The 14139-nt window shown below is 62.6% G+C and carries 16 protein-coding genes; 12 read left to right on the top strand and 4 right to left on the bottom strand.

All coding sequences use genetic code 11. From position 1 onward, the window contains the following. Positions 1-82 precede the first annotated feature (82 nt). A complete protein-coding gene (locus tag LCF60_RS01475) occupies positions 83-970 on the top strand; it encodes a LysR family transcriptional regulator (protein ID WP_292289240.1) in 888 nt (295 codons plus the stop codon). Position 971: 1 nt separating this feature from the next. Then, positions 972-1883 (top strand): DMT family transporter, encoded by a 912-nt coding sequence (locus LCF60_RS01480; RefSeq protein WP_292289241.1) that lies wholly within the window; start codon positions 972-974, stop codon positions 1881-1883. On the opposite strand, the gene LCF60_RS01485 is transcribed toward LCF60_RS01480, so the two are convergent. Further along, a complete protein-coding gene (locus LCF60_RS01485; protein ID WP_292289242.1) occupies positions 1872-2861 on the bottom strand; it encodes a TraB/GumN family protein in 990 nt (329 codons plus the stop codon). The two genes, LCF60_RS01480 and LCF60_RS01485, sit on opposite strands and share 12 nt — an antisense overlap. Positions 2862-2941: 80 nt before the next feature. Between LCF60_RS01485 and LCF60_RS01490 the strand changes: the two genes are divergently transcribed. The 9 genes from LCF60_RS01490 (at position 2942) to LCF60_RS01530 (ending at position 11687) form a co-directional block, all read left to right on the top strand. Next, a complete protein-coding gene (locus LCF60_RS01490) occupies positions 2942-3607 on the top strand; it encodes a DUF2161 family putative PD-(D/E)XK-type phosphodiesterase (RefSeq protein ID WP_292289243.1) in 666 nt (221 codons plus the stop codon). Between the two features lie 340 nt (positions 3608-3947). Further along, a complete protein-coding gene (locus LCF60_RS01495; RefSeq protein WP_292289381.1) occupies positions 3948-4913 on the top strand; it encodes an ABC transporter substrate-binding protein in 966 nt (321 codons plus the stop codon). A 54-nt stretch (positions 4914-4967) separates the two neighbouring features. After that, positions 4968-5768: an ABC transporter ATP-binding protein gene (locus LCF60_RS01500; RefSeq protein ID WP_292289244.1), complete on the top strand. Its 801-nt coding sequence runs from the start codon at positions 4968-4970 to the stop codon at positions 5766-5768. Next, entirely contained in the window at positions 5765-6529 is a 765-nt protein-coding gene (locus tag LCF60_RS01505) for an ABC transporter permease subunit (RefSeq protein WP_292289245.1), read from the top strand. Before LCF60_RS01500 ends, LCF60_RS01505 begins: the two co-directional genes overlap by 4 nt. Positions 6530-6698: 169 nt before the next feature. Then, positions 6699-7010, top strand: coding sequence for a co-chaperone GroES (locus LCF60_RS01510; RefSeq protein ID WP_292289246.1), 312 nt, complete (start codon positions 6699-6701; stop codon positions 7008-7010). 52 nt (positions 7011-7062) lie between these two features. Then, a complete protein-coding gene (gene groL / locus LCF60_RS01515; RefSeq protein ID WP_292289247.1) occupies positions 7063-8706 on the top strand; it encodes a chaperonin GroEL in 1644 nt (547 codons plus the stop codon). A gap of 175 nt (positions 8707-8881) precedes the next feature. Further along, a complete protein-coding gene (locus LCF60_RS01520) occupies positions 8882-9733 on the top strand; it encodes a DMT family transporter (protein ID WP_292289382.1) in 852 nt (283 codons plus the stop codon). 39 nt (positions 9734-9772) lie between these two features. Continuing rightward, on the top strand, positions 9773-10552 hold the full coding sequence (locus tag LCF60_RS01525) for an alpha/beta fold hydrolase (RefSeq protein ID WP_292289248.1): 780 nt from the start codon (positions 9773-9775) through the stop codon (positions 10550-10552). Next, positions 10542-11687, top strand: coding sequence for an alpha-D-ribose 1-methylphosphonate 5-triphosphate diphosphatase (locus tag LCF60_RS01530; protein WP_292289249.1), 1146 nt, complete (start codon positions 10542-10544; stop codon positions 11685-11687). Before LCF60_RS01525 ends, LCF60_RS01530 begins: the two co-directional genes overlap by 11 nt. Positions 11688-11689: 2 nt before the next feature. Here the strand turns inward: LCF60_RS01530 and LCF60_RS01535 are convergent, their stop codons facing one another. The 3 genes from LCF60_RS01535 to LCF60_RS01545 form a co-directional block, all read right to left on the bottom strand. After that, positions 11690-12760 (bottom strand): 5-(carboxyamino)imidazole ribonucleotide synthase, encoded by a 1071-nt coding sequence (locus LCF60_RS01535; protein WP_292289250.1) that lies wholly within the window; start codon positions 12758-12760, stop codon positions 11690-11692. Positions 12761-12764: 4 nt separating this feature from the next. After that, positions 12765-13259 carry a 5-(carboxyamino)imidazole ribonucleotide mutase gene (gene purE / locus LCF60_RS01540; RefSeq protein ID WP_292289251.1) on the bottom strand — a complete coding sequence of 165 codons (495 nt, stop codon included), beginning with the start codon at positions 13257-13259 and terminating at the stop codon, positions 12765-12767. Positions 13260-13333: 74 nt separating this feature from the next. Continuing rightward, entirely contained in the window at positions 13334-13558 is a 225-nt protein-coding gene (locus LCF60_RS01545; RefSeq protein WP_292289252.1) for a DUF465 domain-containing protein, read from the bottom strand. A gap of 164 nt (positions 13559-13722) precedes the next feature. Between LCF60_RS01545 and LCF60_RS01550 the strand changes: the two genes are divergently transcribed. After that, positions 13723-14136 (top strand): Hsp20 family protein, encoded by a 414-nt coding sequence (locus tag LCF60_RS01550; protein WP_292289253.1) that lies wholly within the window; start codon positions 13723-13725, stop codon positions 14134-14136. The last annotated feature ends 3 nt before the right edge of the window (positions 14137-14139 follow it).

Below are 14139 nucleotides of genomic sequence, written 5' to 3' on the forward strand. Positions count from 1 at the left end.
GACTTCGATATAGGGCTTGTATTTCCGCACGATATGGGAAGAAATGCGCAACACATGTGAGCATTTGCACAAAGGCCCGAACATGGAACATTGGGACGAAGTGCGCACCGCCTACCAGGTTGCGCGACAGGGTACGGTCAGCGGGGCGGCCGAGGTGCTGGGAGTGCACCACGCCACCGTGATCCGGCATATCGATGCCCTCGAGACCCGGCTCGGGGTCAAACTTTTCCAGCGCCATGCGCGCGGCTATACCCCAACGGAATCCGGCGAGGATCTGGCGCGTGTCGCCCAGGCGACCGAGGATCAGTTGCAGCAACTGGTCGGACGGATCAAGGGGCGCGGATCGGACGTGAGTGGCGAATTGATGATCACGTCGATCACCGAGCTTTCGGATTTCCTTGTTCCGGTCCTGACCGATTTCATGGCCGAATACCCCGCGGTCATCCTTCGCTACCTGACCGACGCGCGGGTGTTCCGACTTGAATATGGCGAGGCCCATGTGGCGATCCGCGCGGGAAATGCGCCGGACGAGCCCGACAACGTGGTGCAGCCTCTGACGAAACTGATGATCGGTCTCTATGCCGCCAAGAGCTATGTCGACAGGCGCGGTCTGCCCGAAGACGAGTCGGACCTTGCCGATCATGATTTCGTCGGCAGCGACAACCCGGACGGGCGCGCACCGTTCCAGCAGTGGCTGCGGGCCCGGGTGCCCTATGACCGCGTCGTGTTCCGCGCGACCGATACCTCGAGCATGATCTCCGCGGTGCGCAGCGGTGCGGGCATCGGGTTCATGCCGGTGACCTATGGCTCTTCGGACCCGGGCCTTGTCGAGGTCATGCCGCCGAAAGACGAATGGTCGGCGCAGCTTTGGCTGGTGACCCATGTCGATCTGCACAGAACCGCAAAGGTGCAGGCGCTTCTGAGCCATCTCAAGGCTGCGGTGAAAGCCAAGGAAGCGATGGCCACGTGACATGACGGATGCGCAGCGCGGGCATCTGGCGATGCTGTTCTTTTCTGCCCTTGTTGCGGGATCGTTCTCGCTCGGATCGATGGCGGCGCCGCATATCGCGCCGCAGGCGCTGAACGCGGTTCGGTTCGTCGTGGCGGCCATCCTTCTGGGCGCGCTGGTCTTTGCCACGGGCGGGCTCCAGCGGTCGGCCCTGCGCGCGCCGTGGCGCTATTTCGTGCTCGCGATCTTCTTCACCACCTACTTCGTCCTGATGTTCGAAGGGCTGAAAACGGGCGAGCCGGTCTCGATGTCGGCGGTGTTCACACTCACGCCGCTGATCACGGCCGGGTTCGGCTGGCTCTTGCTGCGCCAGGTTCTGACCGCCCGCATGGCGCTGGCCCTGAGCATCGGCGGCACAGGGGCGCTGTGGGTGATCTTCCGGGCCGATCTTCAGGCCTTGCTGGCGTTCAACATCGGACGGGGTGAAGCGATCTTCTTTGTCGGCTGTGTCACCCATGCGCTCTACACGCCACTGGTGCCGACCCTGAACCGGGGCGAGCGACCCGCGGTCTTCACCCTCTGCACCTTGGTGGCGGGCGCGATCATCCTCGTACTGATCGGCGGGCCAGCCATTGTGGCGACGGATTGGGCCAGCCTGCCGCCGATTGTCTGGATCACGATCGCCTATACTTCGGTCTTTGCCAGCGCGACGACCTTTCTGCTCTTGCAATATGCCAGCCTGCGCATCCCGTCGGCCAAGGTCATGGCCTACACCTATCTCACGCCAAGCTGGGTGATCCTGTGGGAAATGGCGCTGGGCCGTCCGTTGCCGCCCGGGCTGATCCTTGTCGGGGTGGTTCTGACGATTTCGGCACTGGCGCTGTTGCTGAAGGATGACAGCCAGGTCAGGGGCCGGCTGACCTCAGAAGGGTAACCGTTCGAGGGTAAACCCTTCGGCTTGAAGAAGATCGAGCACGCCGCCCTCGCCTGGCAGGTGGGCGGCGCCAAAGGCCGCGACCACCACGTCGTGGTTCTCTGCCGCCTCCGTCAAAACCGGAATCCACGCGGTGTTGCGGTCGATCAGCAACGCCTGCTCCATGATGGCAAAGATTTCCGCCGCCGCGGCCGGTTCGATCGGGCTGTAGCGTTCGGCCAGGATGGAAGAGACCGCCCAGCCTTCGGCAGGGGTTTCGTCGAAATAGCTGGCCAGCAGCGTGGCAAAGAGATCCTCGCTGATCGCGGGATCGACCAGGGCCGACAGCATCATGTCCAGTTGCATTTCGCGCGGCTGACCGGCGAAGGCGGCAAAGATGGTCTCCACGTCCTCCAGCGCTGCGCGCGGCACGCCGGCAGAGGTCGCGATGTCTTCGATCCGCGCATCCATGCCGCCTTCCGACAGCTCTTGCACCGAGGCGCAGGGCGGGACGGCCAGAAGGACCGAAACATACCAGGGCTGGAACCGGGCGGCCATGAAAGGCGGCATCCCCCTCGCGGTCAGGGCCTCGGACATCTGTGCCCATTCGTCCTCCGACAGCAGTTCGGGCAAGGTGGCATCCGGCATCAACAGAAGGCTGGGGTCCCGTGCCAGGCGCGACTGCAACGCGGCTTCGTCCTCGTTCGTCATCTCGAGCAGCAGGAGATCGGCACTTTCGATCGTGTCGCGAAGCCGCGCAACCGGGCCGTCGAGGCGCGGATCCGACAGGTGCATCGTGCCGATCAGGTGAAGCGTGCTGTCGCCGCGTGTCGCTTTCCAGTGATTTCCGTCGGCATAGGGCACCCCATCCAGCGCGCTTTCCAGCCGATCCCGTTCTTCGGGGCCAAGGGTTTCCCGCAGATCGTCGCCCGCGCAGGCGGCCATGACGGGGGTCGAGAACAACAGGCAGAAGACAAACGAGACGGCACGGATGAGCATTGCGGCAACCTTTCCACTGAACACCCTCAAAGCTAGGGGCTGTGCTTGCCAGCAGCAAGGCAGTCGCGCATTCATGTCCCATGCAACGCGAAGCCGAACTTTATCCGCATGTGAAAGCCTATCTCGAACGGCAGGGCTATACCGTCAAGGGAGAGGTCGGCGCCGCCGATCTGGTCGCGGTGCGGGGCGAGGACGAACCTGTCATCGTCGAGCTGAAACTGCGGCTGAACCTGACCCTGTATCATCAGGCCGTGGCGCGCCTTCGGATGACCGATCTTGTCTATATCGCGGTCCTGAAACCCAAGGGACGTCAAGCCCGGCGTGCGCTGCGGGAAAACACGGTGATGTGCCGACGCCTTGGTCTCGGGTTCCTGACCGTGCGCGCGGATGGAGCCGTTGAGGCGCAATGCGATCCCGGTCCCTACACGCCGCGCAGGAACACCGGCAAGCGCACCCGGCTGCTGCGCGAATTCGACCGGCTTGCGGGGGACCCGAATGATGGCGGGGCCACCCGCCACGGAATCGTCACGGCCTACCGCCAGGATGCGGTGCGCTGTGCGACCTACCTTGCGGAAACCGGGGCCGAAAAAGGGGCTATCGTCGCCAGGGCAACCGGCGTCAGCAACGCCACGACACTGATGCGGGACAACCATTACGGCTGGTTCGAAAAGGTCGCAACCGGGATCTATGCGCTTACGCCGGAAGGGCGCAAGGGCCTTGCCGATTGGGGAGACAGCCTCGGCTAACCCATTGGCCGTAACGGTCATGCGAAACGAAATGCGCGCGACAGGATGTTCTCACGCTCTCGATTCACTGCATGCAGCACTGCAAGTCGCGGTCGCTGTTCAACGACGCTCCTGGTCGGGTGGGCGCGGTTTTCACGGGCAGGCGAAGACGGGCATTGCCCAAAAAGCTGGCGAACGGCCAAGAATTGAGCAATAAAGTCGCTAAACGCGATGTGCGTGTCGGTCCGGATCTTGCCCGGGATTTTGTTTCGCGCACCAATGCCACAGTTTGCCGCTGATAATCCTGGGGAGTTTCCTGATGCTGAAACATACACTCGCGGCCGTCGCCGCAACTCTGAGCATGGCGGGCGCCGCGCTTGCTCAGGCCGATTTTCCATTCGCGCTGGACTGGAAGTTCGAAGGGCCTGCGGCTCCGTATTTCGTGGCGATCGACAAGGGTCATTTCGCCGACGCCAACCTTTCGGTCGAAATTTCGGCAGGGCAGGGGTCGCTCGACGCGATCCCCAAGGTCGCGACCGGGGCGTTCCCGGTGGGGTTTGCCGATATCAACTCGCTGATCAAGTTTCTTGACCAGAACCCCGGCGCGCCCGTGACCGCCGTGATGATGGTCTATGACAAGCCGCCTTTCGCCATCATCGGCCGCAAGTCGCTTGGCGTGGAAACCCCCAAGGATCTGGAAGGCAGGGTGCTCGGTGCGCCGCCCCCGGATGGGGCCTGGGCTCAATTTCCGGCCTTCGCCATCGCCAACGATCTGGATGTCGACGCCATCACGGTCGAGCCGGTCGGCTTTCCGACCCGCGAACCGATGCTGGCAGAGGGCAACGTGGCAGCCGTAACCGGCTTCTCGTTCTCCTCATATCTGAACCTCGTGCGCCTTGGCGTTCCGGAAGACGACATCTCGACAATCCTGATGGCCGACCACGGCGTGGCGCTTTACGGTAACGCGATCATCGCGAACACCAACTTTGCCGCGGATAACCCCGAGTTGGTCAAGGGGTTCCTGGCAGCGGTCGCTGCAGGCTGGAAAGACGCAATTGCCGATCCTGCCGCCGCCATCGAAAGCCTTGTCGAACGCAACCCCGCGGCCGATGCCGAGCTAGAGCAACGGCGGCTGGAATTGGCCATCGATGCGAATGTCGCCACCGATTACGTGATGGAAAACGGCCTTGGCGGCATCGATTCCGAGCGTATGGCGAAAGCGTTGGAGCAGCTCGCGCAGACCTACGAGTTCCAGAACGAACCCGATGCCAGCCTGTATTTCACCGACGCCTATCTACCGGACGCATCCGAGCGGATGTTGAAATGATGCGAACTGGCTGACCGGACAATTTCGGTCAGCCACCTGAACAAGGCGGCGCGCGTGTCTGAAAATCTTATTGAAATCAAGGGTGTTCGACACGCCTACCGGACCAAGGACGGCCCTTTGCCGGTGCTTGACGGCCTTGAACTCCAGGTGCCGGAGGGCGGCTTTGCCGCCGTTGTCGGCCCGTCCGGCTGCGGGAAATCCACGCTCACGCGGCTTGTCGCCGGGCTGATGAAGCCGGACGAGGGCGAAGTCTGGCTGCATGGAGAGCTGGTCAAGGGACCGAAATCGACGGTCGGGATGGCGTTCCAGAATCCCGTCCTTCTCGAATGGCGAACGATCCTGCAAAACGTCATGCTGCCTCTCGAGATCGTGCCGACCAAATTGTCGAAGCGCGAACAGGAAGAGCGCGCGCGCAGGCTGCTGTCGCTGGTCGGACTCGAAGGCTTCGAGGACAAGCGCCCGAGCGAGCTTTCCGGCGGCATGCGCCAGCGCGCCTCGCTTTGCAGGTCGATTGTCCACAAGCCCGAGGTGCTGATCCTGGACGAACCGTTCGGCGCTCTGGATGCCTTCACCCGCGAAGACCTTTGGCAGACCATGCACAAGGTCAAGGCGGAGGAGCCGTTCACGGGCATCCTCATCACGCATGATCTGCGCGAGTCGATCTTTCTGGCCGATCAGGTTGTCGTCCTGTCCGGCAGGCCCGCCCGCACGCAATACGTCATGGACGTCCACCTGACCGGCGACCGGGATATCGAGCATCTCTACACGCCTGAATCCGCCGAGGCGCTGAATATCCTCCGGCGGCAGATCCAGATCGCCCAGGGGCGCAGTTCTGCCGACGAGGCCGCCGAATGAACGCACGTCAGATATTTGTCCCGATCGCAGCCATCCTGCTTTTCGGTCTGCTGTGGGAACTGCTCGTGCAGGCCAATGACTGGCCTGACTACGTGATGGCCTCGCCCTCGGACCTGCCTCCAGCCTATGCGCAATATTGGGAGCTGTTCATCATCATGGGCTGGCAGACGCTCTGGCGCACCGTGGTCGGGTTGCTGCTTGCCATCGCTTTCGGGGTGCTGCTTGGCATGGTCATGGGGTTCTCGAAGCTCATGCGGGATGCGCTGTATCCCTTGCTGGTCGGCTTCAACGCCATCCCCAAGGCGACGGTCGTGCCGATCGTTGCCCTGCTCTTCGTGGGCGACCACAATTTCAATACGATCCTCATTGCCTTCATGATCTCGTTCTTCCCGATCGCGGTTTCGGTGTCGATCGGGCTCAGTACCCTGGAGCCGGAATACCGCGACATCCTTCGGTCACTGGGGGCGTCGCAGACGACGATCTTCTGGAAGATCGCGCTGCCCAAGACGCTGCCCGAATTCTTCGGTGCGTTGAAAGTGGCCGTGACCCTCGCGTTCATCGGGACCAACCTGATGGAGATCGTGTCGCCGCATGGCCGAGGCTTGGGCGCATTGTTTGATTCGGGCAAGACGAATTCGGACTATCCGCTGATGTTCGCCGTTCTCATCGCGCTCGCGCTGATGGGCATCCTGCTCTATTACGTGGTCGTCGCGCTGGAAAAAATCTTTGCAGGATGGGCCGAACGGTCTCCCGGTTCCTGAGCGCGATAATTCAAGCCCATCGCCACGAAAATTTCCGTCACAAGCGTGTTGACTCATTGTGTCCGTGTGCCTAGCTATGCCGCGTTAGCACTCGACAAACGTGAGTGACAACAGTCCTTCGGGGAGCGAGGGGCTTTTTAGTGGAAACTTTGAGCAAGGAGACTCGAAGATGGCATTCAAACCGCTTCATGACCGCGTGCTGGTCCGTCGCGTTGAGAGCGACGAAAAAACTGCTGGTGGCCTGATCATTCCTGATAGCGCCAAAGAAAAGCCTGCAGAAGGCGTGGTTGTTGCGTGTGGCGATGGCGCACGCAAGGATAGTGGCGAGCTGATCGAGATGGCCGTTGCCGAAGGCGACAAGGTCCTGTTTGGCAAATGGTCGGGCACCGAGGTGACGGTCAATGGCGAAGAACTCCTCATCATGAAGGAGTCGGACATCCTCGGCATCATTTCGGACGATGCAGAAGCGAAAGCTGCCTGAACGCCCGTCGTGATCGCAAACGCAACTCTGACTAATTAGTGGAGACTCTGAGATGTCTGCAAAAGACGTAAAATTCAATACAGATGCCCGCAGCCGCATGCTGAAGGGTGTCAACATCCTCGCCGACGCGGTGAAGGTGACACTCGGCCCGAAAGGCCGCAACGTCGTTCTCGACAAATCCTTCGGTTCGCCGCGGATCACCAAAGACGGTGTGTCTGTCGCCAAAGAGATCGAACTGGAAGACAAGTTCGAGAACATGGGCGCGCAGATGGTGAAGGAAGTCGCTTCCCGCACCAATGACGAAGCCGGTGACGGTACGACAACCGCAACCGTGCTGGCGCAGGCCATCGTGAAAGAAGGCATGAAGTCGGTCGCAGCGGGCATGAACCCGATGGACCTCAAGCGCGGCATCGATCTGGCGACCTCCAAGGTTGTCGAAGCGATCCGGGCAGCGTCCCGTCCCGTCGAAGACAGCGACGAAGTCGCACAGGTCGGCACGATTTCCGCCAACGGCGAAGCCGAAATCGGTCGTCAGATTGCAGACGCGATGCAGAAGGTCGGCAACGAGGGTGTCATCACCGTCGAAGAAAACAAGGGCCTCGAGACCGAGACCGATGTCGTCGAAGGCATGCAGTTCGACCGTGGCTACCTCAGCCCCTATTTCGTGACCAACGCGGACAAGATGCTCGCCGAGCTGGACGATTGCATCGTTCTGCTGCACGAGAAGAAGCTGTCCTCGCTTCAGCCGATGGTTCCGCTGCTCGAGCAGGTGATCCAGTCGCAGAAGCCGCTGCTGATCATCGCGGAAGACGTCGAAGGCGAAGCGCTGGCAACCCTCGTGGTCAACAAGCTGCGCGGCGGTCTCAAGATCGCAGCCGTGAAGGCACCGGGCTTTGGCGATCGTCGCAAGGCGATGCTTCAGGACATCGCGATCCTGACCGGCGGCCAGGTGATCTCCGAAGATCTCGGCATGAAGCTCGAGAACGTGACGATGGACATGCTTGGCTCTGCCAAGAAAATCCAGATCACCAAGGACGAGACCACCATCGTTGACGGCGCGGGCGAAAAGTCCGAGATCGAAGCGCGCGTGGCCCAGATCCGCAACCAGATCGAAGAGACCACATCCGACTACGACCGTGAAAAGCTGCAAGAGCGTGTTGCGAAACTCGCAGGCGGCGTTGCTGTCATCCGCGTTGGCGGTATGACCGAAACCGAAGTGAAAGAGCGCAAGGACCGCGTCGACGACGCCCTGAATGCGACCCGTGCGGCCGTGCAGGAAGGTATCGTTGTCGGTGGGGGTGTTGCCCTCGTTCAGGCCGGCAAGAAGCTGGAAGGTCTCACTGGCGCCAACAGCGATCAGAACGCCGGTATCGCCATCGTGCGCAAGGCTCTGGAATCACCGCTGCGCCAGATCGCTGAAAACGCAGGCGTCGACGGGTCCGTCGTGGCCGGCAAGATCCGCGAAAGCGATGACCTGAAGTTCGGTTACAACGCGCAGACCGACGAATATGGCGACATGTTCAAGTTCGGCGTGATCGACCCGGCCAAGGTTGTGCGCACTGCACTTGAAGACGCTTCCTCGATCGCAGGTCTGTTGATCACCACCGAAGCGATGGTGGCCGACAAGCCGCAGAAAGAAGGCGCAGGCGCAGGCGGCGGCATGCCCGACATGGGCGGCATGGGCGGCATGATGTAATCTGCTCGGGGCCTTTCGGGGCACCGGTCAGCACACGCTGCACTGTATGTTCAAGCAAAGGCGCCTTCGGGCGCCTTTGTCTTTTGTCGGCCGAGCTTTGTCGCAAAGGCACACCGGGCCGCGCATGAGACCATTCGTGTATGGCGGTCCAGCGCGTCGCGCGATACGCAAGGCCATGCGCCTTTTCCTTCTAACATCGTTGACCATGATCGCCTTCGCCGCGAATTCCATCCTGAACCGGGTGGCGCTTGCCGACGGGGATATGGACCCGATCGGCTTTGGCGTGCTCCGGCTTGTTTCCGGTGCTTCAATGCTTGGCCTGTTGATGATCTGGCAACGGCGCTCATTGTCCCTGCGCGGTGCCGGACGGGGCATCGGAACGATGTCCTTGCTGGTTTATATCTTCGGTTTTTCCCTGGCCTATCAGGTGCTTGATGCCGGTCTCGGTGCGTTGATCCTGTTCGGCATGGTGCAGATCACGATGTTCGCCGGAAGCTGGATCGGCGGAGAACGCCCCGGCGCGCAGCGTTGGGCAGGCGCGGCCCTGGCGTTTGCCGGTCTTTGCTGGCTGCTCTGGCCGGGGCAGGGTCTCGCACCCAGCGTCTGGCATGCCGTCCTCATGGCGGCGGCCGGGGTCGGCTGGGGCGTATACTCCCTGAACGGACGGCGCGCCGGATCGCCCTTGGCCGACACGGGGGGAAATTTCATCCTCGCGTCGGTGATTGCGCTGTTCGGGTATGGCGCGCTCTTGCTGTCTGCCGAGACATATGCGGCACCGCCGACCGCCTTCGGTGTCGGCATGGCGGTGCTCTCCGGCGCGGTCACATCCGGGTTGGGATATGCGCTCTGGTATTCGGTCTTGCCGCAACTCCGCGGATCGACCGCTTCCGTGGCGCAACTCACCGTTCCGGTGATCGCGATCGCAGCCGGGTCCGTCCTGCTGTCCGAAACGGTCGGATTGCGGCTTGTCATCGCGGCGGCGCTGGTGCTGGGCGGCGTGCTTCTGGCCGTAACGTCGCGGCGGTAGACCCTTTCTAAACCCCGTTGCAAGGCGTATCTGACCGGCATGATACGCGCCTTGCTCCTGTCCCTTGCCACATCGGTTGGTCTGTTCGCCGCCGCACCTGCCCGCGCGGAGTGCGTGGTCCTGCTGCATGGTCTGGCGCGCACCGAAACGTCTTTCGTCCTGATGCAATCGGTGCTCGAGGCCAAGGGCTACCAGGTCGAGGCGCCGGGTTACCCGTCGACCTCTGCACGTGTGCAGACCTTGGTGGACGAGATCCTGCCCGATGCTGTGGCCCGCTGTGGCGAAAAGCGCATCCACTTCGTCACGCACTCGATGGGGGGTATCCTCTTGCGGTTCTGGCTGCAGGAGAACAGACCGGCCAACCTGGGGCGCGTTGTCATGCTGGCTCCGCCGAACCAGGGCAGCGAACTGGTCGATCAGCTGGGTGGGCTGGAACTCTTCGAATGGCTCAACGGGCCGGCAGGCCAACAGCTTGGCACCGGGCCGGAAGACCTTCCGAGATCCCTGCCGCCAGTGGATTTCGAGCTTGGGGTCATCGCGGGCACGCGGTCCCTGAACCCGTTCTTCTCGAGCCTCATTCCGGGGGAAGACGATGGCAAGGTGTCGGTGGCCTCGACCAAGGTGGACGGCATGCGCGGGCATCTGACAATGCCGGTCACGCATACGTTCATCATGCAGGCCCCATCCGTGATCGCCGAGGTGGAGCTGTTCCTGCGCACCGGGCGCTTCGACCCCGAACTGGACTGGACCCGGACCATCAATTCCCAGGAACTGGTCTGCATTTTCGGCATCTGCCCGGAGCCGACGAATGAGCCTTGAGTGTTCGCTGCAAGGCGCGAAGGTCCTGACACCGCACGGCTGGGAGACCGGCACACTGACGATCGCTGACGGCACAATCCGGGATGCTAGCGTCGCGCGGAGTGTCGATCTGAACGGATACTGGGTACTTCCGGGGATCGTGGACGCCCATGGAGACGGCTTCGAACGCCACATGGCCCCCCGGCGTGGGGCGCTGCGCGAGGCGGAATACGGCGTCGTCGCCACCGCGTCTGAACTGGCCGTGAATGGCATCACGACAGCCGTGCTGGCGCAGTTCTTCTCTTGGGAAGGCGGCATGCGGGGGCCCGAGTTTGCAGAGCATGTCTTCGAGAGCGTGTGTTCCGTGCGGAGCTCGGTTCCGGTCGATCTGCGCCTGCAACTGCGGCTCGAGACGCATCTGCTTGACGCATTCGAACGCGCCGAGGCGGCGATTGACCGGTTCGGCATAGACTACGTGGTCTTCAACGACCACCTGCCGCATCAACGTCTGGCTGAGGGGCGCAAGCCCCCGCGTCTGACCGGCCAGGCCTTGAAAAGCGGTCGGAGCCCGGAAAGCCACCTTGCGCTGATGCAGGCCCTGCACGCAGGGTCCCACGAGGTCCCTGCTGCCCTGGATGGGCTTTGCAGGCGGCTCGCCGCGCGGCATGTGGTGATGGGCAGCCACGACGACCACTCCGCGCCGGACCGCGCGATCTGGGCTGCCCGCGGCGCGACAGTCAGCGAATTTCCTGAAACGCTGGCGGCGGCTCGGGCTGCGCGGGACGATGGTGCCTATATTGTTCTGGGTGCGCCGAATGTGGTGCGCGGAGCCAGCCATGCGGGCAATATCGCGGCGGCGGATCTTGTGCGGGCGGGGCTCTGCGATGCGCTTGCGTCGGACTATCACTATCCCTCGCCGCTGCGGGCGGCCTTTCGGCTGGAAGAGCTTGGCCTCTGCGACCTCGCGACGGCCTGGCGGCTGATCTCACTCGGCCCGGCGCGGATGCTCGGGCTGAGCGACCGTGGAGAGCTTGCCCCGGGACTGCGCGCTGATCTGATCGTGCTCGACCCGCAGACCCGGCGCGTTGTGGCGACGATCGCGGGCGGCACGGTGGCCCATCTCACCGGGCCGGTGGCGGGCCGTTTCGTTTCCTGACTTCAGGCGCGCTTGATGTGGTTCACATGGCCCATCTTGCGGCCGGGTTTGGTTTCAGCCTTGCCATAGAGGTGCAGCGCGCAATCCGGCGTCCCGGCCAGGTCCGCCACCCGGTCCATGTCGTCCCCGATCAGGTTTTCCATCACCACATCGGCGTGACGCTGCCCGTCGCCCAGAGGCCAGCCGGTGATCGCCCGGATATGCTGTTCGAACTGATCGACGGTGCAGCCGTTCTGCGTCCAATGTCCCGAGTTGTGAACACGCGGCGCGATCTCGTTCACGACGAGCCCGTCTGATGTCACGAACAACTCGACCCCCATTACCCCGACATAGTTCAGCGCGTTGGCGATCTTTGCGGCCAGCAGAACCGCGTCGGTGCGTTGGCCCTGCGTCAGACGGGCGGGAACGGTGGTGCTGCGCAGGATGCCGTCGCTGTGTACGTTTTCGCCGGGGTCGAACGCCGAAACCGCACCGTCGAGGCTGCGCGCGGCGATCACCGAAACCTCGTGCGAGAAATCGACGAAGCCTTCAAGGATCGCAGGGGCGCCCTTCATGTCGGCCAGGGCCTGCGCGGCGTGCTCGGGCGACATGATCCGTGCCTGTCCCTTGCCGTCATAACCGAACCGCCGCGTCTTGAGGATCGCTGGCGTCCCGATCTGGGCCAATGCCGCCTCGAGGCTGGCGGCATCGGGAACGTCCGCGAAGGGCGCTGTCTTGAGTCCGAGCTCCTGAAGGAAGGTCTTTTCTGTCAGTCGATCCTGGCTCACCCGCAAGGCTTCGCGCCCCGGATGGATCGGCGCGAGGTCCTGCAACAGGTCCAGCGCGGCTGTCGGGATGTTCTCGAATTCGTAGGTGATGATATCGACCGACGCTCCGAAGGCGCGCAGCGCGTCGTCGTCGTCATAGGCCGCCGTGGTCACCTTGTGTGCGACCTGTCCCGCCGGCGGCTCGGCTCCCGGTTCGAAGATGTGAGAGCGAAAGCCCAGCCGACTTGCGGCGACCGAGAGCATCCGGCCAAGCTGTCCACCGCCGATGATGCCGATGGTCGAACCAATAGGAAGAAAATGCGACATGCGATTATCCGTCGTCAGAAGGGGCGTCGGGGATCGAGGCGGACAGGTCGGCGCGCCATTGGTCGAGCCGGGCCGCAAGCTCGGCGTCCTGCAACGCCAGGATTCCCGCGGCCATCAGCCCTGCATTGGCCGCACCGGCGGCTCCGATCGCCATCGTCGCCACCGGAAAGCCGCGCGGCATCTGCAAGATGGAATAGAGGCTGTCGACGCCCGAAAGCGCACGGGTCTGGACCGGCACGCCGATCACGGGCACACGGGTCTTGGATGCCATCATGCCCGGCAGGTGCGCCGCGCCGCCCGCGCCCGCGATGATGACCTGCAATCCCCGGTCCACGGCGGTCTTGCCATAGTCCCAAAGCCGATCCGGCGTGCGGTGCGCCGAGACAATCTTGGCCTCGTAGGGGACATCCAGCGCATCAAGCATGTCGGAGGCTTCCTTCATCGTCGGCCAGTCGGACTGGCTGCCCATGATGATGCCCACTTTGATCGGTTCTGACATGGCGATTGCGCCCCTTCAGGTGTTCGGAGCGCGCACTATAGCCAGTTCGCACCAAGGGGCAACTCGGCCTGGCGTCAGGCGATGATATCCGGCAACAGACGGTCTTCGATCTGCGCGATCCGGTCCTTGAGAACCAGTTTTTTCTTCTTCAGGCGTTGCAGGGTCAGTTGATCGGCCGTCCCGGTGGACTGCATCGCACGAATGGCCTCGTCCAGATCGCGATGCTCGCGGCGAAACACCTCGAGTTCGACCCGCAGGACGTCGTCTGTTTTCATGGACAGATCAGTTGGAGCATTCATGAGGCTTTTCGGTCCCTGAAATTGGTGTGGGAGTCTGAAGATAGCGCCATTCTGCGATTCCGCAAAGCCCTTGCGTCTTCACCGGAGCAACCCCATATTTCCTCCTGAGCGGTCGCCATAACGGGACTGCGCCACACTGTCGCTTTACGCAAAAGGACGTGTCGATGACAAAACTGACCCTGGGATCCTATCCCCATCTGCTCGGGTTCGAGCAACTCGAACGTCTGTTGGAACGCACCGCGAAGTCCGGCAACGACGGATATCCGCCCTTCAACATCGAACAAACCTCGGACGGATCGTATCGGATCACGTTGGCGGTGGCGGGTTTTCGGGAACAAGACCTCAGCATAACCGTTGAGGACAGACAACTCGTGATCCGAGGTCGGCAGCAGGATGACAGTGCCGACCGCGTGTTCCTGCATCGCGGGATCGCCGCACGGCAGTTTCAGCGCAGCTTCGTGCTCGCTGACGGTGTCGAAGTCGGAGAGGCGATCATGGAGAACGGATTGCTGCATGTCGATCTGACACTTCAGCGTCCCGAAACCGTGGTTCAAACAATCCAGATCAAGAAGGGGTAGACC

Source organism: Marivita sp. (assembly GCF_020055635.1).
In the GTDB taxonomy this organism is placed as follows: domain Bacteria; phylum Pseudomonadota; class Alphaproteobacteria; order Rhodobacterales; family Rhodobacteraceae; genus Marivita.